General features: G+C 71.3%; 19 protein-coding genes, 1 tRNA gene and 1 pseudogene. 20 read left to right on the top strand and 1 reads right to left on the bottom strand.

Features of this window, described 5'->3' with window-relative positions; translation table 11 throughout:
- The first annotated feature begins 21 nt into the window (after positions 1–21).
- The 4 genes and pseudogenes from OHA99_RS11460 to OHA99_RS11445 all read left to right on the top strand — a co-directional run bounded on the left by OHA99_RS11460 (position 22) and on the right by OHA99_RS11445 (position 3233).
- The gene (locus OHA99_RS11460) at positions 22–282 is read left to right on the top strand and encodes a hypothetical protein (protein WP_109033432.1); all 261 of its coding nucleotides are present in this window, start codon (positions 22–24) and stop codon (positions 280–282) included.
- Entirely contained in the window at positions 279–1655 is a 1377-nt protein-coding gene (locus tag OHA99_RS11455) for a replication initiator (protein WP_405695610.1), read from the top strand. The genes OHA99_RS11460 and OHA99_RS11455 overlap by 4 nt, the downstream gene beginning before the upstream one ends.
- Positions 1645–1857, top strand: a complete 213-nt coding sequence (locus tag OHA99_RS11450; protein ID WP_115744218.1) for an AlpA family transcriptional regulator — start codon at positions 1645–1647, stop codon at positions 1855–1857. The genes OHA99_RS11455 and OHA99_RS11450 overlap by 11 nt, the downstream gene beginning before the upstream one ends.
- A pseudogene (locus OHA99_RS11445) lies at positions 1854–3233 on the top strand (tyrosine-type recombinase/integrase). The gene OHA99_RS11450 and the pseudogene OHA99_RS11445 overlap by 4 nt, the downstream one beginning before the upstream one ends.
- A gap of 259 nt (positions 3234–3492) precedes the next feature.
- Here OHA99_RS11445 and OHA99_RS11440 read toward each other — a convergent pair.
- Positions 3493–3564 (bottom strand) — tRNA-Arg (locus OHA99_RS11440).
- A gap of 178 nt (positions 3565–3742) precedes the next feature.
- Here OHA99_RS11440 and OHA99_RS11435 point away from each other — a divergent pair.
- From OHA99_RS11435 to OHA99_RS11360, 16 genes are all read left to right on the top strand, one after another.
- Positions 3743–4219, top strand: a complete 477-nt coding sequence (locus OHA99_RS11435) for a response regulator (RefSeq protein ID WP_405695608.1) — start codon at positions 3743–3745, stop codon at positions 4217–4219.
- 106 nt (positions 4220–4325) lie between these two features.
- Positions 4326–5441 carry an ArgS-related anticodon-binding protein NrtL gene (gene nrtL, locus OHA99_RS11430; protein WP_405695606.1) on the top strand — a complete coding sequence of 372 codons (1116 nt, stop codon included), beginning with the start codon at positions 4326–4328 and terminating at the stop codon, positions 5439–5441.
- 18 nt (positions 5442–5459) lie between these two features.
- Positions 5460–6851, top strand: a complete 1392-nt coding sequence (gene lysA / locus OHA99_RS11425) for a diaminopimelate decarboxylase (protein WP_366473869.1) — start codon at positions 5460–5462, stop codon at positions 6849–6851.
- Positions 6852–7019: 168 nt separating this feature from the next.
- Positions 7020–8312, top strand: a complete 1293-nt coding sequence (locus OHA99_RS11420; protein WP_381497488.1) for a homoserine dehydrogenase — start codon at positions 7020–7022, stop codon at positions 8310–8312.
- Between the two features lie 6 nt (positions 8313–8318).
- Positions 8319–9377, top strand: a complete 1059-nt coding sequence (thrC, locus tag OHA99_RS11415) for a threonine synthase (protein ID WP_007387670.1) — start codon at positions 8319–8321, stop codon at positions 9375–9377.
- A 285-nt stretch (positions 9378–9662) separates the two neighbouring features.
- A complete protein-coding gene (gene thrB, locus OHA99_RS11410; protein ID WP_042821737.1) occupies positions 9663–10592 on the top strand; it encodes a homoserine kinase in 930 nt (309 codons plus the stop codon).
- A gap of 431 nt (positions 10593–11023) precedes the next feature.
- Positions 11024–13123 (top strand): transcription termination factor Rho, encoded by a 2100-nt coding sequence (gene rho / locus OHA99_RS11405; protein WP_153177914.1) that lies wholly within the window; start codon positions 11024–11026, stop codon positions 13121–13123.
- A gap of 216 nt (positions 13124–13339) precedes the next feature.
- Positions 13340–15130 (top strand): trypsin-like serine protease, encoded by a 1791-nt coding sequence (locus tag OHA99_RS11400; RefSeq protein ID WP_153177913.1) that lies wholly within the window; start codon positions 13340–13342, stop codon positions 15128–15130.
- A 389-nt stretch (positions 15131–15519) separates the two neighbouring features.
- Entirely contained in the window at positions 15520–16668 is a 1149-nt protein-coding gene (locus tag OHA99_RS11395) for an LCP family protein (RefSeq protein WP_153177912.1), read from the top strand.
- A 124-nt stretch (positions 16669–16792) separates the two neighbouring features.
- The gene (gene rpmE, locus OHA99_RS11390) at positions 16793–17017 is read left to right on the top strand and encodes a 50S ribosomal protein L31 (RefSeq protein ID WP_030420966.1); all 225 of its coding nucleotides are present in this window, start codon (positions 16793–16795) and stop codon (positions 17015–17017) included.
- 108 nt (positions 17018–17125) lie between these two features.
- On the top strand, positions 17126–18202 hold the full coding sequence (gene prfA, locus OHA99_RS11385) for a peptide chain release factor 1 (protein WP_003973637.1): 1077 nt from the start codon (positions 17126–17128) through the stop codon (positions 18200–18202).
- A gap of 70 nt (positions 18203–18272) precedes the next feature.
- A complete protein-coding gene (gene prmC / locus OHA99_RS11380; RefSeq protein WP_153177911.1) occupies positions 18273–19112 on the top strand; it encodes a peptide chain release factor N(5)-glutamine methyltransferase in 840 nt (279 codons plus the stop codon).
- 50 nt (positions 19113–19162) lie between these two features.
- Positions 19163–19810, top strand: coding sequence for an L-threonylcarbamoyladenylate synthase (locus OHA99_RS11375; protein WP_153177910.1), 648 nt, complete (start codon positions 19163–19165; stop codon positions 19808–19810).
- The gene (locus OHA99_RS11370) at positions 19807–20487 is read left to right on the top strand and encodes a low molecular weight phosphatase family protein (protein ID WP_030402740.1); all 681 of its coding nucleotides are present in this window, start codon (positions 19807–19809) and stop codon (positions 20485–20487) included. Before OHA99_RS11375 ends, OHA99_RS11370 begins: the two co-directional genes overlap by 4 nt.
- 86 nt (positions 20488–20573) lie before the next feature.
- Positions 20574–21830, top strand: a complete 1257-nt coding sequence (glyA, locus tag OHA99_RS11365) for a serine hydroxymethyltransferase (RefSeq protein WP_153181746.1) — start codon at positions 20574–20576, stop codon at positions 21828–21830.
- Positions 21831–21973: 143 nt separating this feature from the next.
- Positions 21974–23275, top strand: coding sequence for an MraY family glycosyltransferase (locus OHA99_RS11360; protein WP_366473871.1), 1302 nt, complete (start codon positions 21974–21976; stop codon positions 23273–23275).
- The last annotated feature ends 184 nt before the right edge of the window (positions 23276–23459 follow it).

The raw sequence follows: 23459 nt of genomic DNA, 5'->3' as shown, positions 1-23459 counted from the left end.
AGTGAAAGGAGCACTCACACTTTGTCCATCGCGCACCCTTCGCGCAAATCTCCGCTGCCCGACTGCGAACTCAGGCAGCGTGACGCACAGGTCTCGCTCTGCGCCGGACGGGAACAGATCGTCCTCGTCGGCCTCGACGGAACCGAGCAGTGGCTGTGCCCGGCGCACGCCGCTGCCGTCTGGCTCACGAACCCGACACTCCGCTTCAGCGCCAAGACCCGGCCGGAGGGAATCTCGGCCGTGATGGGGCAGGCGTTCGGCGACGGTGGTGGTCGCCGATGACCGCCACCCTTCCACAGAGCGTCGCCGCACTCGTCGCCACGGCGTCGCGGCCGGAGTTCGGAGCATGGCGCCGGAACGTCGTCCGCCTCGGCGGCTGTACCAACCCGATCCACTTGGTCGGTGCGGCGACCGTCTACGACACGACCACCGGCGCGGCCCTGCTCTCCTACGGCTCGGACGTCTATGGCGGTCGCCTGCTCACCGCGTGCGGCAACCGACGGGCGTCTGTCTGCCCGGCCTGCTCGGCCCTCTATCGAGCCGACACGTACCAACTCGTCCGTGCGGGTCTCGTCGGCGGCAAGAACGTCCCGGAGGTGGTGAGCGGTCATCCGCGAGTGTTCGCCACGCTCACCGCCCCCGGGTACGGTCCGGTCCACACTCGCCGTGAACGCGACGGACGTGTACGGCCCTGTCGCCCTCGTCACCGAGGAGAGGACCTCTGCCCGCACGGGGCGCCGGCCGGATGTCGTGAGCGCCACTCGGCGGACGATCCTCGACTCGGCGAGCCTCTCTGCCCGCGCTGCTACGACTACGCGGGGGCGGTGCTCTGGCACGCGTTCGCCGGTCGGCTCTGGCACCGGTTCGGGCTGGAGCTGAAGCGGGAGGTCGCACGGCGAGCCGGGCTGTCCCGTACCGAGTTCGGGGAAGTCGCCCGACTCTCGTACGCGAAGGTCGCCGAGTACCAGCGGCGGGGCCTGGTCCACTTCCATGCCGTGATCCGCCTCGACGGTCCGGACGGGCCCGACTCTGCCCCGCCGGGGTGGGCGACCGTTCCACTCCTGGTCGACGCGGTTCAAGCCGTGGTCGGTCGGGTGAGGCTGGCAGCTCCCGGCGCGGGCGTCATCGGTCCGCGGGTGCTGCGCTTCGGCGCCGAGGTCGACGTACGCCCGGTCACCTCGTACCGACGGAGCGCGGGGGAGCGGCCTGCCTCCGCGTCCAGCGTGGCGGGTTACATCGCCAAGTACGCCACCAAGGGAGCGGAGTCCGCCGGCGCGGTGGACGGTCGTATTCGTCACGCGCGCGAGATGGTCGTGTTGCCGGTGCGCGCACACGTGCTCCGCATGATCGGCGCGTGCTGGTGGCTCGGCGGCTTACCGGAGTTCGAGCCGCTCGGCCTGCGGCGCTGGGCTCACATGCTCGGGTACGGCGGTCACTTCTCCACTAAGTCCCGTCGCTACTCGACCACGCTGACCGCGCTCCGGCAGGCCCGTACCGACCACAGGGCGAAGCAGCAGCGGGCTTCCCTCGGCCTCGTCGCCGACCGTCCGACGGTCACGGTCGGCCGGTGGCGCTACGCGGGGCGCGGCTACTCGCCGGAAGCCGCACTCCTGGCCGCCTCCGTACGGGAGGACGGTGCTTCCCATGGCGCGTGACGTCCGAACGAAGGCGGCCGAGCTGCTCACCGTGCGGCAGGTCCTCGACGAACTGGGCGGCATCTCGCGCCGCACCTTCTACCGCTGGCGGGAACTGCGGCTCGCACCAGCCTGCATCCGCCTCCCGAACGGAGAACTCAGGGTCCGGCGCGACGTGCTCAACGACTGGTTGGAGGAGCGTGCGGAGGGGGTGGCCTCGTGAAGTCCTACAAGGCTTCCGTTTGGAAGTTGTCGGTCAACAAGACGACCAAGAAGCCGACGTACGTCGTGCGCTGGGTGGTCGACGGCCAGCCTTTCAGCGAGTCGTACAAGACCAAGGCGCTGGCCGACCGCTTCCGCGCCAAGCTCGTGCGGGCACTCGACAAGGGAGAGCCGTTCGACACGGTGACGGGCCTGCCCGACTCCCTGCGCGGTGGGAAAGCGGCGCTGTCCTTCCTCGACCTGGCGGTCAAGTACGTCGATGCCCGGTGGGCGGAGGCATCCGCCAAACAGCGGGACAGCATGACGGACGCCTTGGCGACGGTCGTTCCCGTCCTGGTCAAGCCGGGACGGGGGCGGCCCGCTCCGGAGATGCTGCGTCGGACCCTGCGGTCGTACGTCCTGCCTGTGCCGCGCAGGGAACGGGCGCGGACGGAGGAGATCGCAGCTGCGGTGCGGTGGATCGAGAAGGCATCTCTTCCGGTAGGAGAGCTGCAAGAGATCGCCCGTGTGCATGAGCTGATCGACGGCTTGGGACGGAGGTTGGACGGCAAGTCTGCGGCGACTCAGACCTACCGGCGCCGCAGGGCCGTCGTGTTCAACGCGCTCGAATTCGCGGTCGAACTGGAGCACCTCACTTCCAATCCGCTGAGTCGAGTGCGACGGAAACGGGGCAAGCGTGCGGTGCAGGAGGTTGACCGCCGAGTGGTGGTGAACCCGCGGCAGGCTCGGGAACTGCTGACCGCGCTCACCTACGTGGGCGGCTACGAGCGGGCGAGCGGTCGACGCCTGCGGGCCTTCTTCGGGTGCCTGTACTACGCGGCCATGCGGCCGGGCGAGGCGCTCGGCCTTCGCCGCTCCGACTGCACGCTGCCGGCGAAAGGCTGGGGCCGCATCGAACTGGCGGAGACACGGCCCACGGCCGGTAAGGCCTGGACCGACTCGGGCGAGGCGCACGATCGACGCGGGCTGAAGCAGCGTTCCCAGGGTGAGGTACGCATCGTGCCGATTCCGCCGCCGCTCGTGCGGTTGCTCCGCGACCACCTGAAGGAGTTCGGTACCGCGGAGGACGGGCGGCTGTTCGCCAGTGAGCGGGGCAACGTGATCGCTGCGTCGTCGTACTCGCGAGCCTGGAAGCAAGCCCGTGAACTGGCGCTCGTCCCGCATCAGGTGTCTTAGGTCATGGCATTCCGACCGTACGACCTCCGTCACGCGGGCGTCTCCCAGTGGCTCAACTCGGGAGTGCCGGCACCGGAGGTCGCCGCTCGCGCGGGCCACTCGGTGGACGTCCTCCTGAAGATCTACGCCAAGTGCATCGACGGCCAGGAGCAGGAGATGAACGACCGGATCATGCAAGGGCTCGGGGAGGACGACGCCTAGGGGCGCCTGGAGCCGATGCGCGACACAATCAACCCATGGAAGCCCCGGAGAGATCCGGGGTTTTCGCCTGTCCGCAGAGCCACTCCGAGAGCCTGCGGCACACCCGCTGACCTGCTGCGAAGCACTCCAAGATCAACACGTCATTACAACGTGATCACTGACAAACGGCTGCTTCCGACCACATCCGCCTGCACATACGCGAAGACCCCGACTCCAGCGAACTCGCTGACGGCGGGGTCTTTGGACACTTCCTGCGAAGTGCCCCCGGCAGGATTCGAACCTGCGCACACGGCTCCGGAGGCCGTTGCTCTATCCCCTGAGCTACGGGGGCGTGTTCGTCGCGGTCGGTGTTGCTCGCGGCGACGGGTAGAACACTACCAGCTCGCCCGGGGTGGTCATGAACGGGTTTTCGCGGGTCGTGGGGCGTCTCGTGCGGGTGTTGTCCCCCGCGCGGGGTTGAAGTGGGGAAAACCCGGACGCGGTGGCCGGTGTCGACCTACTCTCGAGTTGTGCCTAGGGCGTCCGGCCGGATTCTTGTTGTGGACGACAACAAGGTCATCCGGCAGCTGATCAGGGTCAACCTCGAGCTGGAGGGCTTCGAGGTTGTGACCGCGGGCGATGGTGCCGAGTGTCTGGAAGTCGTCCATCAGGTGCGGCCCGACGTCGTCACGCTGGACGTGGTCATGCCTCGGCTGGACGGGCTCCGCACCGCTGCCCGGCTGCGTGCCGATCCGCGTACCCGGGATCTTCCGATCGCGATCGTCAGCGCCTCCACGCAGTACGAGGTCGACGCCGGGTTCGCCGTGGGGGTCGACGCCTTCCTGTCCAAGCCGTTCGAGCCCGCCGAGCTCATCGGTCTCGTACGGCGGTTGGCCGAGCGGGAGGTCGGTGGGACCGTCGGCGACGCGTCGGGGGCGGGTTCGTCGGCCTCCCTGCCGCGCGTTCGCCGGCGTACCGGGGAGAGCGAGACGCCCGCCCAGGCGTGAAGCGGAGCGGCGGGCGTGTTCAGGTCGCCACGGCGTCCAGTCCACATCCCGGGACTCCCGGGAAACGGTTCGCCCGGCCACCCCCCTCCTCCCATACGCTTGTCCCGTGACCCCCGTCGAGCTCTCCCGCACCGTGCTGCACGCCGTGCGTCGCGCCGTTGACGCGGGGGAGCTGAGCGTGGCCGTGCCGACGCGGGCCGTGGTCGCGCCGCCGGGGCCCGGCGGGTGCGGGGACTACGCCAGCAGCATCGCCCTCCAGCTGGCGCGGCCGGCCGGGCAGACGCCGCTCCGGGTCGCCGAGGTGTTGCGGCCCTACCTGGTCGGAACAGACGGGATCACCGACGTCGTCCTCACCGGGCCGGGGTTCCTCAACATCAGTCTCGACCGGGCGGCCGCAGGCGTCGGGCTCGTCCGCGAGATCCTGCGCCGCAGGGACCGGTACGGGTACGCCGACCGACCGGACGGGCGCGTCGTGCAGCTGCACTGCCCGCACGACCTGCGTGCCGTCGTCGTCGCCGAGGCGTCCGCACGGCTGCTCCGCACCCAGGGCGCCCTCGTTCGCGTGACCGCCGAGGGGTTCGAGGACGTCTGGACCTCCGTCCTCGGGGTCAGGGTCGACGCCGTCGGACACGCCCCCGCCGAGCTCCCCGTCAACGTCCGGCCCGTGCCCGTCCCCGCCCACGGGTCCGACGACGCGCTGTCCCTCGGCCGCGACGCCGGACGCTGGGCCCTCCTCCACCCCGCGGCCCACGACCGCCCCCGCACCGGCGACGAGCACCTCGTCCAGCGGGAGAGCAACCCCCTCTTCCGTGTGCGGTACGCCCACGCCCGCGCCCGCGCCGCCACGCGCAACGCCGCCGACCTCGGCTTCACCGCCGAACCCGGCCCCGTCACCGGTAGCGACACCGGCACCCCGACCGGCTCCGGCACCCCGACCGGCACCGCCCCCCTCGCAGACGTAGAGCAGGCACTCCTCGCCGCCCTCGCCGACCACCCCCGCGTCCTCGCCGCCGCCGCGGACCACCGCGCCCCCGACCGGCTCGCCCGGCATCTCGTCGCCGTCGCCGAGGCCGCGCTGCCCTTCCTGCTCACCGTGCTGCCGCGCGGCGGGGAGAAACCCTCGGCCGCCCACCGTGCCCGGCTGGCCCTTGCCGAAGCCGTCGGGGCGGTGCTGGCCGGCGGCCTGGCCCTCCTCGGCATCGACGCACCCGACCACCTCTGAGAGAGCGCAGAAGACGCCATGAGCCGTTCCGCACACCCCGCCGGGCCCCGTCACGCCGATGTCCTGCCCGAAGGGCATTACTCCGCGCCCGCGGACGATCTCAACGCCCTCGATCCCAAGGTCTGGGCCCACACCGTCGGACGGGACGCGGACGGGGTCGTCACCGTCGGCGGGATCGCCGTCACGCAGCTCGCCGAGGAGTACGGCACCCCCGCCTACATCCTCGACGAGGCCGACTTCCGGGACCGGGCGCGGGCCTGGCGCACCGCCTTCGGCAACGACGCCGACGTGTTCTACGCCGGGAAGGCCTTCCTGTCGCGCGCCGTCGTGCGGTGGCTGCATGAAGAAGGGCTCAACCTCGACGTCTGTTCCGGCGGCGAGCTGGTCACCGCGCTCTCCGCCGGGATGCCCGCCGAGCGGATCGCCTTCCACGGGAACAACAAGTCGCCGGAGGAGATCGAGCGGGCCGTGCGCGCCGGGGTGGGGCGGATCGTGCTCGACTCCTTCCAGGAGATCGTGCGGGTCGCGCACATCGCGCAGTCGCTGGGCACGCGGCAGCGGGTGCAGATCCGGATCACCGTCGGCGTCGAGGCGCACACGCACGAGTTCATCGCCACCGCGCACGAGGACCAGAAGTTCGGGATCCCGCTGGCCGGCGGGCAGGCGGCGGAGGCGGTGCGGCGGGCGCTCCAGCTCGACGGGCTCGAGGTCATCGGGATCCACTCGCACATCGGGTCGCAGATCTTCGACATGTCGGGGTTCGAGGTCGCCGCGCACCGGGTGGTCGGGCTGCTCAGGGACATCCGGGACGAGCACGGCGTCGAGCTGCCCGAGATCGACCTCGGCGGCGGGCTCGGCATCGCGTACACCAGTGACGACGACCCCCGCGAGCCGCACGAGATCGCCAAGGCGCTGACCGAGATCGTGACGCGGGAGTGCGAGGGTGCGCGGTTGCGCACGCCGCGGATCTCCGTCGAGCCCGGGCGGGCCATCGTGGGGCCGACCGCCTTCACGCTGTACGAGGTCGGCACCGTCAAGCCCCTCGACGGGCTGCGGACCTACGTCTCCGTCGACGGCGGGATGTCGGACAACATCCGCACCGCGCTGTACGACGCCGAGTACAGCGTCGCCCTCGCCTCCCGCACCTCCGACGCCGAGCCGATGCTCGTACGCGTCGTCGGCAAGCACTGCGAGAGCGGGGACATCGTGGTCAAGGACGCCTTCCTGCCGGGGGACCTGGCACCCGGTGACCTCATCGCCGTACCGGCGACGGGTGCCTACTGCCGTTCCATGGCCAGCAACTACAACCACGTGCTGCGCCCGCCGGTCGTCGCCGTGCGGGACGGCGCGGCACGGGTGATCGTGCGGCGGGAGACCGAGGACGATCTGCTGCGTCTCGACGTCGGATGACGTACGTGGCGCGCCCCTGGGGGAGCGGAGGGGTGCGGGTGAAGATCTTTCGGCCCGTACCCCCTCCGAAAATGAAATAAACGTCTCACGATCCGGACGAAAGGCAGAAAATCCCGTCCGGTGCGTGAGACTGGTCCAACCGTAGACGGTAAGAGGAAACGAGGTCGGATGATGCGTACGCGTCCGCTGAAGGTGGCGCTGCTGGGCTGTGGAGTGGTCGGCTCAGAGGTGGCGCGCATCATGACGACGCACGCCGACGACCTCGCCGCCCGGATCGGGGCCCCGGTGGAGCTCGCGGGCGTCGCCGTACGGCGGCCCGACAAGGTGCGCGAGGGGATCGACCCGGCCCTCGTCACCACCGACGCCACCGCCCTCGTCAAGCGCGGGGACATCGACGTCGTCGTCGAGGTCATCGGGGGGATCGAGCCCGCGCGGACGCTCATCACCACCGCCTTCGCGCACGGCGCCTCCGTCGTCTCCGCCAACAAGGCGCTCATCGCCCAGGACGGCGCCGCCCTGCACGCCGCCGCCGACGAGCACGGCAAGGACCTGTACTACGAGGCCGCCGTCGCCGGTGCCATCCCGCTGATCCGGCCGCTGCGCGAGTCGCTGGCCGGCGACAAGGTCAACCGGGTGCTCGGCATCGTCAACGGGACGACCAACTTCATCCTCGACGCCATGGACACGACCGGCGCCGGGTATCAGGAAGCCCTCGACGAGGCCACCGCACTCGGGTACGCCGAGGCCGACCCGACCGCCGACGTCGAGGGCTTCGACGCCGCCGCCAAGGCCGCCATCCTCGCCGGGATCGCCTTCCACACGCGTGTGCGCCTCGACGACGTCTACCGCGAGGGCATGACCGAGGTCACCGCCGCCGACTTCGCCTCCGCCAAGGAGATGGGCTGCACCATCAAGCTGCTCGCCATCTGCGAGCGGGCGGCGGACGGGGGATCGGTCACCGCGCGCGTGCATCCCGCGATGATCCCGCTCAGCCATCCGCTGGCCGGCGTGCGCGAGGCGTACAACGCCGTGTTCGTGGAGTCCGAGGCCGCCGGGCAGCTCATGTTCTACGGGCCCGGTGCCGGCGGTTCGCCGACCGCGTCCGCCGTGCTCGGCGACCTCGTCGCGGTCTGCCGCAACCGGATCGGCGGCGCCACCGGCCCCGGCGAGTCCGCGTACGCCGCGCTGCCCGTCTCCCCGATGGGCGACGTCGTCACGCGCTACCACATCAGCCTCGACGTGGCCGACAAACCGGGCGTGCTCGCCCAGGTGGCGACCGTGTTCGCGGAGCACGGTGTCTCCATCGACACCGTGCGGCAGTCCGGCAAGGACGGCGAGGCCTCCCTCGTCGTCGTCACCCACCGCGCGTCCGACGCCGCCCTCGGCGGTACGGTCGAGGCGCTGCGCAAGCTCGACACCGTGCGGGGTGTCGCCAGCATCATGCGGGTTGAAGGAGAGTAACCAGCAATGACCCACCAGTGGCGCGGAATCATCGAGGAGTACCGGGACCGGCTGCCCGTCTCCGACAGCACGCCCGTCGTGACGCTCCGTGAGGGCGGCACCCCGCTCGTGCCCGCGCAGGTGCTCTCCGAGCGCACGGGCTGCGAGGTCCACCTCAAGGTCGAGGGGGCGAACCCGACCGGGTCCTTCAAGGACCGCGGCATGACCATGGCCATCAGCAAGGCGAAGGAGGAGGGTGCGCAGGCCGTCATCTGCGCGTCCACCGGGAACACCTCGGCCTCCGCCGCCGCCTACGGTGTGCGCGCGGGCATGGTCTCCGCCGTGCTCGTGCCGCAGGGCAAGATCGCGCTGGGCAAGATGGGCCAGGCCCTCGTGCACGGCGCGAAGATCCTCCAGGTCGACGGCAACTTCGACGACTGTCTCACGCTGGCCCGCGCGCTCAGCGACAACTACCCGGTGGCCCTGGTCAATTCGGTCAACCCGGTGCGTATCGAGGGGCAGAAGACGGCCGCCTTCGAGATCGTGGACATGCTCGGCGACGCGCCCGACGTACACGTCCTCCCGGTGGGCAACGCGGGCAACATCACCGCGTACTGGAAGGGGTACCAGGAGTACGCCGCCGACGGGGTCAGCACCCGCAAGCCCCGCATGTGGGGGTTCCAGGCCTCCGGCAGCGCCCCGATCGTGCGCGGCGAGGTCGTCAAGGACCCGTCGACCATCGCCACCGCCATCCGGATCGGCAACCCCGCCTCGTGGGACTTCGCGCTCGCCGCGCGGGACGAGTCGGGCGGCGCCATCGACGAGGTGACGGACCGTGAGATCCTGCGCGCCTACCGGCTGTTGGCCTCCCAGGAGGGCGTCTTCGTGGAGCCCGCCTCCGCCGCGTCGGTGGCCGGACTGCTGAAGGCCGCCGAGCAGGGCAGGGTCGACCCGGGGCAGCGCATCGTGTGCACCGTCACCGGCAACGGGCTCAAGGACCCGGACTGGGCCGTCGCGGGTGCCCCGCAGCCGGTCACCGTCCCGGTCGACGCGGCGACGGCGGCCGAGCGGCTCGGGCTGGTCTGAGCGCCTCGCCGGTGAAAGGCGCCCGGCGCAGGAGGGCGTAGGCGACGCCCGGCCGGGAACGTCCCTTACAGGGGGTGCACAGGGGGCTTACGACACGCATCGTGCGCCTCCTGTGCGCCCTATGTCGCCACAGAACCTTCCTTCGATAGGCTGTACCTAACCCGCCTGCCGCATATGCCGCGGTACCGCGCCGTTTCCGCGGTCGTGCCCAGGGTTCCGTACGTCATCGTCGTCGTCATCGAATGTCATTCGACAGTCCCGCAGCTCAAGGAGAGTCATCTAGCGATGGCCGGTCCAGCGTTCCGCGCCGCCGCCGTCAGGGTGCGCGTCCCCGCCACCAGCGCCAACCTCGGTCCGGGCTTCGACGCCCTGGGCCTCGCGCTGGGTCTGTACGACGACGTGGTCGTCCGGGTGGCCGACTCCGGGCTGCACATCGACATCGCGGGTGAGGGCAGCGAGACCCTCCCGCGCGACGAGAAGCACCTCCTCGTCCGCTCCCTGCGCACCGCCTTCGACCTGCTCGGCGGACAGCCGCGGGGCCTGGAGATCGTCTGCGCCAACCGCATCCCGCACGGCCGCGGCCTCGGCTCCTCCTCCGCCGCCATCTGCGCCGGCCTCGTCGCCGCGCGCGCCGTGACGATAGGCGGCGAGGCCCGCCTCGACGACGCCGCGCTGCTCGACCTCGCCACCGAGATCGAGGGGCACCCGGACAACGTGGCGGCCTGTCTGCTGGGCGGTTTCACCCTGTCCTGGATGGAGTCCGGCGCCGCCCGGGCGATCAGGATGGAGCCCTGCGAATCCATCGTTCCGGTGGTTTTCGTACCCGGAAAGCCGGTACTGACCCAGACGGCGCGCGGACTGCTCCCGCGCAACGTCCCGCACGTCGACGCCGCCGCCAACGCGGGCCGCGCCGCACTGCTCGTCGAGGCCCTCACCAGGCGCCCCGAGCTGCTGCTGCCGGCCACCGAGGACCGTCTGCACCAGGAGTACCGCGCACCGGCCATGCCGGAGAGCGCGGCACTGGTGGAACGGCTGCGCGGCGACGGCATCCCCGCGGTGATCTCGGGCGCGGGACCCACGGTGATGGCCCTGGCCGACGCCGACACGGCCGACAAGGTCGAGGCGCTGGCCGGAACGGACTGGGCGGCCAACCGGCTCAGCCTGGACGGGCAGGGCGCCGGCGTCCTGCCGCTGGCGACATCCGGCGACATTTAGACGCGCAAGCGGTTGCCGGATTGTGAGAGGGGGAATGTTTGTTGGATCCGGTAGTGTTAACCTCAAGTCTGCACCCGACCCCACCATGGCGAGGTGCCTCGTGTCCCCGTCAGGGACAGACATTCTTCCGGGAGCCCCCCAAGCCGCATCGTGCAGTGGATGTCGTACGTGATCAGTACGGCCGACACGGGCATTGAGCGGCCCGCCGGTGGGGTCACCCCCTCTGGGGGAGTTTCGGAACCGGTGCGACCACGCCGCATGACACAGACACCGGGTGCCACGGCTAGGGGAAGCGCCATCACCAGATATCTCTTCCGCCGTTCAGGCGGACCACCGCCCCGGCACGGTTCGCACAGCAAGGACCGAAGCCGGACAGCACAACCGGTCGCCGAGCCAGACAGGCCGACGTCCGCTCCAGGGAAGGACCCTTCGTGAGCGACACCACCGATCTGATGGGCGCACGTGTCGAGGAGACCGCTGCCGCGCCCGCCACGGACGCCTCCGCGCCTGCCACCGGTGCCGGCTCCCGGCGGCGCCGCGGTACCGGCCTCGAGGGCATGGTGCTGGCCGAGCTGCAACAGGTCGCATCCGGCCTCGGCATCAGGGGCACCGCGCGTATGCGCAAGAGCCAGCTGATCGAGGTCATCAAGGAGGCGCAGGCCGCGGGGGGCGCCCCCGCCAAGGCCGCGCCCGCCGCCGCGGACGCCGCCGGCGAGACCAAGCCGAAGCGCCGCAGCACCTCCCGGGCCCGTACGGGCGACGAGGCACCCGCCGAGAAGGCGGGGAGCGCGGAGAAGGCCGGAAAGGCCGACAAGGCCGACAAGAAGGCGGACACGGCGGCCGCCGACCAGCAGCAGATCGACATTCCCGGTCAGCCGTCCCCCAAGGTCAACGCCTCGGCCGAGCAGGCCGCCCCCGCCGCCGACGCCCCCTCCGAGCGTCGTCGTCGCCGGGCCACCGCCGACGCGGGCAGCCCGTCCGGCACCGAGACGGTCGCCGTCGAGACCCGCGGTGAGACGAAGGCCGACGCGTCGGCCCAGCAGCAGGGCCAGGGGCAGCAGCAGGGCCAGGGCGACGCGCGTTCCGACGGCGAGGGCGGCGAGGGCCGCCGTCGCGACCGCCGTGACCGGGGCGACCGGAACGACCGCGGCGACCGGAACGACCGCGGTGACCGCGGCGGCCGGGACCGGCGCAACAAGGGCGACGACCAGAGCCAGGGCGGCGGTCGCCAGGACCGCCAGCAGCAGGGCGGCGGACGTCAGGACCGTCAGCAGCACGACGACGGCTACGACGACGACGGCGGCGGCCGCCGCGGCCGCCGGGGCCGCTACCGGGACCGCCGGGGCCGTCGCGGGCGCGACGAGATCCAGGAGCCGCAGATCAACGAGGACGACGTCCTCATCCCGGTCGCCGGCATCCTCGACATCCTCGACAACTACGCGTTCATCCGGACCTCCGGCTACCTGCCCGGCCCCAACGACGTGTACGTCTCCCTCGCCCAGGTCCGCAAGAACGGCCTGCGCAAGGGCGACCACATCACCGGTGCCGTGCGCCAGCCCAAGGACGGCGAGCGCCGCGAGAAGTTCAACGCGCTGGTCCGCCTGGACTCGCAGAACGGCATGGCGCCCGAATCCGGGCGCGGGCGCCCGGAGTTCAACAAGCTGACGCCGCTGTACCCGCAGGACCGCCTCCGCCTGGAGACGGACCCCGGCGTCCTCACCACCCGCATCATCGACCTCGTCGCGCCGATCGGTAAGGGCCAGCGCGGTCTGATCGTGGCCCCGCCGAAGACCGGCAAGACCATGATCATGCAGGCGATCGCCAACGCGATCACGCACAACAACCCCGAGTGCCACCTGATGGTCGTCCTGGTCGACGAGCGTCCGGAAGAGGTCACCGACATGCAGCGGTCGGTGAAGGGCGAGGTCATCTCCTCGACCTTCGACCGCCCGGCCGAGGACCACACCACGGTCGCGGAGCTGGCCATCGAGCGCGCCAAGCGCCTGGTGGAGCTGGGTCACGACGTCGTCGTGCTGCTCGACTCGATCACGCGTCTGGGCCGTGCGTACAACCTCGCCGCCCCGGCCTCCGGCCGCATCCTGTCCGGTGGTGTCGACTCGACCGCCCTCTACCCGCCGAAGCGCTTCTTCGGTGCGGCCCGCAACATCGAGGACGGCGGCTCGCTGACCATCCTCGCCACCGCCCTGGTGGACACCGGGTCCCGCATGGACGAGGTCATCTTCGAGGAGTTCAAGGGCACCGGCAACGCCGAGCTCAAGCTCGACCGGAAGCTCGCCGACAAGCGCATCTTCCCCGCGGTGGACGTCGACGCGTCCGGCACCCGCAAGGAGGAGATCCTGCTCGGCAGCGAGGAGCTCGCCGTCACCTGGAAGCTGCGCCGGGTGCTGCACGCCCTCGACCAGCAGCAGGCGATCGAGCTGCTCCTCGACAAGATGAAGCAGACCAAGTCGAACGTCGAGTTCCTGATGCAGATCCAGAAGACGACGCCGACGCCCGGCAACGGCGACTGAGCCACCGCCGACGGGTCCGCACCACGGAAGTCCCGCTTCGTCACTCGGGTGACGGGGCGGGACTTCCGGCTTGCCGGGCTTGTAGGATCAGCGCACTTGCAGTGGGGGGGGGAACGTATTTTCGGATGCACCCACAGGGTGATCAGTGCTGCCTTCACCGGCCCGCGCCCGGGGGCGGTTCTCTCCTGCCTGCGTCTACAGCGACAGGAGATCTGAGTGACGTCTACTCCTCGAAGAGCCCGGCTGGCTCTTCCCGCGGCCGGTGCCGCACTCGCCCTGTCGGGCGCGGTCCTCGCGGCCGTCCCCGCCCAGGCCTCCGGCGGGGCCCCCGTCCCGCCCCGGCCGGCCGTCACCGAACGGCCCGCCACCGCGTCCCCCGCCGAGCTGGCGCACCGCGTCCAGGAATCCGGGGCCGTCCTCAAGAGCGACACCCCGGCCGCCCCCGGCGCGGAGCCGGATGCCGGTCCGAGTGCCGAGGCCCCGTCCGGCAGGATCGACCCGAAGATCATCGGCGGCACGAACGCGTCGATCTCCGAGGCGCCGTGGATGGTGCAGCTGCACTACTACGACGACAAGGGCACCAGCGACACCGCCGACGACGAGGGCTACTTCTGCGGCGGCACCCTGGTGGCCCCGGCGAAGGTCCTCACCGCCGCGCACTGCGTGTACGGCCTGGACTGGGCGGAGAACGGGGCCGTCCTCGCCGGCACCGCCCAACTGCCCGACGGCAGCGACCTGCACGGCGGCCGGGTGGCCGGCGTGTGGCGCCAGTGGGTCAACCCCACGTACCGGCCGAGCACCATCTCGGGCGGCGACCTGGCGGTGCTCACGCTGGGCGAGGCACTGCCGTACAAGACGCTGCGGCCGACGACGAGCGGCGACACCGCCTCCTACGCCAACGGGACCCCGGCGACCGTGTACGGCTGGGGGCGCACCAGCTCCACCAGCCAGGACATCTCGCCGACGCTGAAGAAGGCGACCGTGCCGATGCGCTCGGACGCCTCCTGCACCTCGTACTGGGGCTCCGACTTCGTGCCCGGTCAGATGGCCTGCGCCGGTACCCCGGCCTCCGGCCAGGACGCCGGTACGGTCTCCCCGTGCAACGGCGACTCCGGCGGCCCGCTCGTGGTCAACGGCCGGATCGCCGGCGTGGTCTCCTGGGGCGTCGAGGACTGCGTCGCCTCGGGTGCCTACGGCGTCTACGCCAAGGTCAGCTCCTACGTCGGCGAGGTCAACTCCCGCGTCGACGACACCGACCTGGACTTCGACGGGCTGGCGGACCTCTTCGCCCGCACGCCCGGCGGTGACGCGTACGAGTACTACTCCCTCGGCGACAGGTGGCCGTACCTGGACAACCGCCTCTCGCTCGGCGACTGGGGCGGGGTGAACCTGGTGCGCCAGGGCGACCTGGACCGCGACTTCTACCAGGACTACGTGTACCGCGCCTCGGACGGCGTGCTGTACACACTCGCCTTCAACGGCGTCGACGCCTACGACTCGATCCGCGTCGGCGGCGGCTGGAACGTGATGAAGGACCTCCGCGTCCCGGGCGACCTCTCCGGCGACGCCCTGCCCGACCTGGTCGCCAAGGACAAGTACGGCGTCCTGTGGCTCTACCCCGGCAAGGGCGACGGCACCTTCGGCAGCCGGGTCCGGATCGGCGGCGGCTGGGCCAAGTACACGATCACCGGCAAGGGCGACTACAACCGCGACGGCAGGCCCGACCTGCTGGCGCGGGACGGCTCGGGCGTCCTGTGGCTGTACCCGGGCACCGGGAAGGCCGCGCCGGCGCTCGGCAGCCCGGTCAGGGTCGGCGGCGGCTGGTCCGTCTACAGCGCCTTCGCCACCGCGGGTGACGTCACCGGTGACGGCAGGCCCGACCTGCTGGCCCGCGACGGCTCCGGTGTGATGTGGCTCTACAAGGGCACCGGCAAGTCCGGCACGGCGACGTTCAAGACCCGCGTGCGGGTCGGGGGCGGCTGGAACGCGTTCAACCTCTTCGGCTGAGCCGGCGAGCCCCGCGGGGCCGTCCCCACCCCGGGGGCGGCCCCTTCGCGCTGCACCGGGCCGTCTCGCCGTGCCCCGGGCCCGCCGCGAGGTGCGCCGCGAACGCGGCTGCGACCTTCGCCACACGCGCCGGCCCCGGGTCCGTCCCGGCGAGCACGGACCGGCGCCCGCGGATGCCCAGGTCAGCGCGGCGGCCCCCGGGCCGGCGAACACGCTCCGTCACCGTTTTTGCACCGGTTCGCCACAGTCCGTTGTGCAACCCTGTCCCGAGTTCCGCCGTCTGAGCTACGGAGGGACCATGGTGAGGACCGGCGCCGAACCCGCCGCCGGACCGACCGCCCCGACCCTGAGCGCAGGGGGTAACCGACCGGACGAACACCGAGGAGCCCATGTCCGCCGAGAGCACGCCGGATCCCGCGATACCCGGCCCCGGCCAGTCCCGCCCCACCGGACCCGGCCACCGGGGCAAGGGGCGCCGCCGCAGGCCCAGAACGGGCCGGCGCAAGGCCCTGCTCGTCGCGGCCTGGAGCGCGGCCGGCATCGTCGTCCTGGGCGGCACCGGAGCGGGAGTCCTGTACTTCAAGCTCAACGGCAACCTCACGAGCGTCGACATCGACGCGGCACTCGGCGCCGACCGGCCCGAGAAGGCCGACAACGGCTCCGAGAACATCCTGGTCCTCGGCTCCGACACCCGTTCCGGCGGCAACAAGAAGCTCGGCGGCGGCACCGACGACGGCACCGCCCGCTCGGACACGGCGATGATCGTGCACGTCTACAAGGGCCACAAGAAGGCCAGCGTGGTCTCCATCCCGCGCGACACCCTCATCGACCGCCCCGACTGCACCGGCACCGACGGCGACGAGCACCCCGCCGCCGAGGGCGTGATGTTCAACTCCGCCTACTCCACCGGCGGCGCCGCCTGCGCCGTGAAGACCGTCGAGTCGGTCAGCGGCCTGCGCATGGACCACTACCTGGAGGTCGACTTCAGCGGCTTCCAGAACCTCATCGACGACCTCGGCGGCGTCCAGGTCACCACCACCGAGGACATCAAGGACCCCGACAGCCACCTCGACCTCACGGCCGGCACCCACCGGCTCGACGGCGAGCAGGCCCTCGGACTGGTCCGCACCCGGCACGGCGTCGGCGACGGCTCCGACCTCGGCCGCATCCAGCTCCAGCAGGCCTTCGTCAAGGCCCTGGTCCACCAGGTCAAGGACATCGGCCTGCTCGGCAACCCCAAGAAGCTGTACGACATCGCCGACACCGCCACCAAGACCGTCACCACCGACTCCGACCTGGGCTCGGTGAACTCCCTGATGTCCTTCGCGAGCGGCCTCAAGGGCATCGGCCCGGACAAGATGCACATGGTCACCATGCCGGTGGTCTACGACCCCGCCGACGCCAACCGGGTCCTGGTCGAGAAGGACAAGGCCCAGCAGGTCTGGACGGCCCTCAAGAACGACCGCCCGATCCCGGAGTCGGCCACCAGGGGCACGGCCACGGGCGAGGCCAAGGGCGTCGTGAACGCCGGGGAATAGTTCACCGCCGCCCCCGGTTTTGGGGGATGGCCCCAGTCCTGGCAGACTGGTACGTCGGCTCCGGTTCACGCTCCCGCATCCCGCGGCTGCGACCCGGCGCCCTCCCGGAACAGTAGGAGACACCTTGAAGCGCGACATCCACCCCGAGTACGTCGAGACGCAGGTCAGCTGCACCTGTGGCGCGTCGTTCACCACCCGCAGCACCATTCAGTCCGGCACCGTCCGGGCCGAGGTCTGCTCCGAGTGCCACCCGTTCTACACGGGCAAGCAGAAGATCCTCGACACCGGTGGCCGCGTGGCCCGCTTCGAGGCCCGCTTCGGCAAGGCTTCCGCCGGCTCCAAGAAGTAGCGAGCCTCCAACCGCCGGTCCACGGCCGCATCCCCTCCCCGGGGAGCGCCGGGACCGGCGTTTTTGGTCGCCCGCCTTCCCTTTCCCACGCAGTAGCAGGAGCCCAAGATGTTCGAGGCCGTCGAGGAACTCGTCGCCGAGCACGCCGACCTGGAGAAGAAGCTCGCCGACCCGTCGGTCCACTCCGACCAGGCGAACGCGCGCAAGCTGAACAAGCGGTACGCCGAGCTGACCCCGATCGTCGCCACGTTCCGCTCCTGGAAGCAGACCGGCGACGACATGGAGACCGCCCGCGAGTTCGCGGCCGACGACCCCGACTTCGCCGCCGAGGTCAAGGAGCTGGACAAGCAGCGCGACGAGCTCACCGAGAAGCTCCGGCTGCTCCTCGTCCCGCGCGACCCCAGTGACGACAAGGACGTCATCCTCGAGATCAAGGCCGGCGCCGGCGGCGACGAGTCGGCGCTCTTCGCCGGGGACCTGCTGCGCATGTACCTGCGCTACGCCGAGAGGATCGGCTGGAAGACCGAGATCATCGACTCCACCGAGTCCGAGCTGGGCGGCTACAAGGACGTCCAGGTCGCCGTGAAGACCAAGGGCGGCCAGGGCGCCACCGAGCCCGGCCAGGGCGTCTGGGCGCGGCTCAAGTACGAGGGCGGCGTGCACCGCGTGCAGCGCGTCCCCGCGACCGAGTCCCAGGGCCGGATCCACACCTCCGCGGCGGGCGTCCTCGTGACCCCCGAGGCCGAGGAGATCGACGTCGAGATCAACCCGAACGACCTCCGCATCGACGTCTACCGGTCCTCCGGGCCCGGCGGCCAGTCCGTCAACACCACCGACTCCGCGGTGCGCATCACGCACATCCCGACCGGAGTCGTCGCCTCCTGCCAGAACGAGAAGAGCCAGCTGCAGAACAAGGAGCAGGCCATGCGTATCCTGCGCTCCAGGCTGCTCGCGGCGGCGCAGGAGGAGGCGGAGAAGGAGGCCGCGGACGCCCGGCGCAGCCAGGTCCGCACCGTCGACCGCTCCGAGAAGATCCGCACGTACAACTTCCCGGAGAACCGCATCTCGGACCACCGTGTCGGCTTCAAGGCGTACAACCTGGACCAGGTCCTGGACGGCGACCTCGACTCGGTGATCCAGGCCTGCGTCGACGCGGACTCGGCGGCCAAGCTCGCCGCCGCGTAAGCCCCGTACGACAGCCCGGAGGACCAGCGTGCCGCTACATCACGGGGGGCGACCCCCGAACCCCCGCAGTGTGCTGCTCACGGAGGTGGCCCAGGCCACCCAGCGGCTGGCCGACGCCGGCGTGCCCTCGCCGCGCACCGACGCGGAAGAGCTCGCCGCGCACCTGCACGGCGTCAAGCGGGGCGAGTTGCACACCGTGCCGGACGCGGACTTCGACGCCCGGTACTGGGAGGTCGTCGCCCGCCGGGAGGCGCGCGAGCCGCTCCAGCACATCACCGGCCGCGCCTACTTCCGCTACCTGGAGCTCCAGGTCGGCCCCGGCGTCTTCGTGCCCCGCCCCGAGACCGAGTCGGTCGTCGGCTGGGCCATAGACGCGGTGCGGGCGATGGACGTCGTCGAGCCCTGCATCGTCGACCTGTGCACCGGCTCGGGCGCCATCGCGCTCGCCCTCGCCCAGGAGGTGCCGCGCTCGCGCGTGCACGCCGTGGAGCTGTCCGAGGACGCCCTGAAGTGGACGCGGAAGAACATGGAGGGGTCCAGGGTCGACCTCCGCCAGGGAGACGCCCTGACGGCCTTCCCGGACCTCGACGGCCAGGTCGACCTGGTGGTCTCCAACCCGCCGTACATCCCGCTCACCGAGTGGGAGTACGTCGCCCCCGAGGCCCGCGACCACGATCCCGAGCTGGCCCTGTTCTCCGGCGAGGACGGCCTCGACCTGATCCGCGGCCTGGAACGCACCGCGCACCGCCTGCTGCGCCCCGGCGGCGTGGTCGTCGTCGAGCACGCCGACACCCAGGGCGGCCAGGTGCCCTGGATCTTCACCGAGGAGCGGGGCTGGGCCGACGCGGCCGACCATCCCGACCTCAACAACCGGCCCAGGTTCGCGACCGCCCGCAAGGCACTGCCGTGAACATCCCGACGACCCCCACCCCGCAGTACGTGTACGAGGAGGCCAGCTAAATGGCACGGCGTTACGACACCAACGACGCGACCGACCGAGTGACCGGTCTGCGCGAGGCCGCGTCCGCCGTCCGCCGTGGCGAGCTCGTGGTGCTGCCGACGGACACCGTGTACGGCATCGGCGCCGACGCGTTCACCGCGGAGGCCGTCGGCGACCTGCTGGAGGCCAAGGGACGCGGCCGCAGCATGCCCTCCCCGGTCCTCATCGGCTCGCCCAACACCCTGCACGGCCTCGTCACCGACTTCTCCGAGATGGCCTGGGAACTCGTCGACGCCTTCTGGCCCGGCGCGCTGACCCTGGTCGCCAAGCACCAGCCGTCCCTCCAGTGGGACCTCGGCGAGACCCGCGGCACGGTCGCCGTCCGGATGCCGCTGCACCCCGTGGCCATCGAGCTGCTCACCGAGGTCGGTCCCATGGCCGTCTCCTCCGCCAACCTGACCGGCCACCCGGCCCCCGAGGACTGCGACGCCGCCCAGCAGATGCTCGGCGACTCCGTCTCCGTCTACCTCGACGGCGGCCCCACCCCCGGCAACGTCCCGTCGTCCATCGTCGACGTCACCCGCGAGGTGCCCGTGCTGCTGCGCGCGGGCGCGCTGTCCGCGGAGGAACTGCGCAAGGTGGTACCCGACCTCGAGGTGGCGAATTGACGGCCCCTGAGACGGGGCGTGGCATAGGCAACGGGGAACGCGCCGCGGAGATCACGACCACGTTCGTCGGACTTCCGCGCGACAGCTTCCGCATCCTCCACGTCAGCACCGGAAACGTCTGCCGCTCGCCCATCACCGAGCGGCTGACCCGGCACGCGGTGCAGGAGCGGCTCGGTGTGCTGGGCGGCGGCCTGATCGTGGAGAGCGCCGGGACCTGGGGCCACGAGGGCGCCCCCATGGAAGCGAACGCCGAGACGGTCCTCACGGACTTCGGCGCCGACCCGGCCGGGTTCACCGGCCGCGAGCTGCTCGACGAGCACGTGATCCGCGCCGACCTGGTCCTCACCGCCACCCGCGACCACCGGGCCCAGGTCATCTCCATGGGCCACTCCGCGGGCCTGCGCACCTTCACCCTCAAGGAGTTCACCCGCCTGGTGAACGCCATCGACCCGGCCACGCTCCCTCCCCTGGAGGACGGCGTGGTCACCCGCGCACGCGCCCTGGTCCGCGCCGCCGCCGCTCTACGCGGGTGGCTCCTGGCGCCCACGGCCGAGGCGGACGAGGTGTACGACCCGTACGGCGCCCCGCTGACGTTCTTCCGGTCGATCGGCGACGAGATACACCAGGCACTGGACCCGGTCGTGACCGCGCTGACGGGGGTCCCCGCGCGGGCGTAGGGCCCGTCGTGCGCACGCCGGGCGGCTTCGCCGTGCCGGGCCTACATTGGTCGTACGTCACCGTCGACGCACGCCCGGAGCGCACCATGTCGGTCACCCACGACGTCCTCGAGGCCGAGGCCGGCCCGCTCGGAGCCCTGGCGCGCCAGGATCCCGAGCTGGCCGAGATCCTGTTCGCCGAAGGCCGCCGGCAGGCGACGACCCTCCAGCTGATCGCCGCCGAGAACTTCACGTCCCCCGCCGTACTGGCCGCCCTCGGCTCCCCCCTGGCCAACAAGTACGCCGAGGGCTACCCGGGCGCCCGCCACCACGGCGGCTGCGAGATCGTCGACGTCGCCGAGCGGCTGGCCGTCGAGCGCGCCCAGGGCCTCTTCGGCGCCGAGCACGCCAACGTGCAGCCCCACTCCGGCTCCTCCGCCGTACTGGCCGCCTACGCCGCCCTGCTGCGCCCCGGCGACACCGTCCTCGCCCTCGGCCTGCCCCACGGCGGCCACCTCACCCACGGCTCGCCCGCCAACTTCTCCGGCCGCTGGTTCGACTTCGTCGGCTACGGCGTGGACGCGGAGACCGGGCTGATCGACTACGACCAGGTGCGCACCCTGGCCCGTGCCCGCCGCCCCAAGGCGATCGTCTGCGGCTCCATCGCCTACCCCCGCCACATCGACCACGCCGCCTTCCGCGACATCGCCGACGAGGTGGGCGCCTACCTCATCGCGGACGCCGCGCACCCGATCGGACTGGTCGCCGGGGGAGCGGCGCCCAGCCCGGTGCCGTACGCCGACATCGTGTGCGCCACCACGCACAAGGTGCTGCGCGGTCCGCGCGGCGGCATGATCCTGTGCGGAAGCGAACTGGCGGAGCGGGTCGACCGGGCCGTCTTCCCGTTCACGCAGGGCGGCGCCCAGATGCACACCATCGCCGCCAAGGCCGTCGCCTTCGGCGAAGCCGCCACCCCCGCGTACGCCGCCTACGCCCACCAGGCGGTCGCCAACGCCCGGGCGCTCGCCGCCCACCTGGCCGCCGAGGGCCTGGTCGTCACGACCGGCGGCACGGACACCCACCTGCTCACCGCCGACCCCGCCCCGCTCGGCGTCGACGGGAAGGCCGCACGGGGGCTGCTCGCGGCGGCCGGGATCGTCCTGGACTGCTGCGCACTCCCGCACGGCGACGCCCGCGGCCTGCGCCTGGGCACGGCGGCGCTGACCACGCAGGGCATGGGGGAGCGGGAGATGCGGGCCGTGGCAACGCTGCTCGCCGGAGTCCTGCGCGGGACGACGGACCCGGCCGCGGCACGGGCGGACGTACGGGACCTGACCGCGGAATTCCCCCCGTACCCGGACTGAGGGCGGGTAGGCGTACGAGCGTGCACAGCCACACGTGCAACCATCGTCGATACCCGGAAGTCCTCAACCGTATGCGTCGCATTGCCATGCGCATCGCTAGGGTGTGGGGTTGAGGATGGCCAGCGAGACCTGTGGGGAAGCCCGTGCGTGAATACCTGCTGACGCTCTGCATCACGGCCGCGGTGACGTATCTGCTGACAGGGCCGGTACGGAAGTTCGCGATCGTGGCGGGGGCGATGCCGGAGATCCGGGCACGTGACGTGCACCGGGAACCCACTCCGCGGCTCGGCGGGATCGCGATGTTCTTCGGGCTGTGCGCCGGCCTCCTGGTCGCCGACCACCTCACCAACCTCAGCGAGGTCTTCGAGAAGTCCAACGAGCCGCGCGCCCTGCTCTCCGGGGCCGCCCTGATCTGGCTGATCGGCGTCCTGGACGACAAGTTCGAGATCGACGCCCTGATCAAGCTCGGCGGCCAGATGATCGCCGCCGGTGTGATGGTGGTCCAGGGCCTGACCATCCTGTGGATCCCGCTGCCGGGCGTCGGCACGGTGGCGCTCACCCAGTGGCAGGGCACCCTGCTGACGGTGGCCCTCGTCGTCATCACCATCAACGCGGTCAACTTCGTGGACGGCCTGGACGGCCTCGCGGCGGGGATGGTGTGCATCGCGGCGGCGGCGTTCTTCATGTACGCCTACCGGATCTGGTACTCGTACGGCATCGAGGCGGCGGCACCCGCGTCGCTCTTCGCGGCCATCCTCATGGGCATGTGCCTCGGCTTCCTGCCGCACAACATGCACCCCGCCCGGATCTTCATGGGCGACTCCGGCTCGATGCTCATCGGCCTGGTGCTGGCGGCCGGCGCGATCTCGGTCACGGGGCAGGTCGACCCCGACCTGATGAACCTGTTCTCCGGGTCCGAGCGCGCCTCGGTGCACCAGATGGTGCCGGTCTACATCCCGCTGGTGATGCCGCTGACCATCATCGCCATCCCGGCCGCCGACCTGATCCTGGCGATCGTCCGGCGCACCTGGAAGGGCCAGTCGCCGTTCGCCGCGGACCGGGGGCACCTGCACCACCGGCTGCTGGAAATCGGCCACTCGCACAGCCGCGCGGTGCTGATCATGTACTTCTTCTCGGCATTGATCGCCTTCGGCGCGCTCGCCTACTCCGTGAACGCGGCGTCGATGTGGATCGTGCTGAGCGTCGTCTTCCTCAGTGCGATCGGCCTGGTCCTGCTCCTGCTGCCGCGCTTCACCCCGCGCGCGCCCCGCTGGGCGGAGGGCTTCGTCCCGCCGCGCTACCGGCGCCGCAGGGCGGCCGTCCTGGCGAGCGAGGACGAGACCGTGGCCCCCGCGGACGAGGACGAGGAGCGGGTTCCGGTCGGCGTGGGCGTCTCGGGCGTCAACGGGGCGACCGCCGTCGGATCCCGTACGCGGACCAGGTGACAACGGCAAAATGCCGCATTACCAGACAAGTTGGCGCGGTAATTGCACAAACGCGCACCGTCACTCTCACGTGTGACAGCAAGCACACCCAGAGGTAAAGACCTCATCAAATAGTTTGTGATACGGTTCACGAGTATCCCCCGGGTAGAGCCCAAGGACCGTAGTGCGACGGTCTCTTGTAAGT

Source organism: Streptomyces coelicoflavus (assembly GCF_045041415.1).
Taxonomy (GTDB): Bacteria; Actinomycetota; Actinomycetes; order Streptomycetales; family Streptomycetaceae; genus Streptomyces; species Streptomyces coelicoflavus.
Note: the sequence above shows the minus strand (reverse complement) of the source record. Positions and strands in the feature narration are given on the sequence as shown.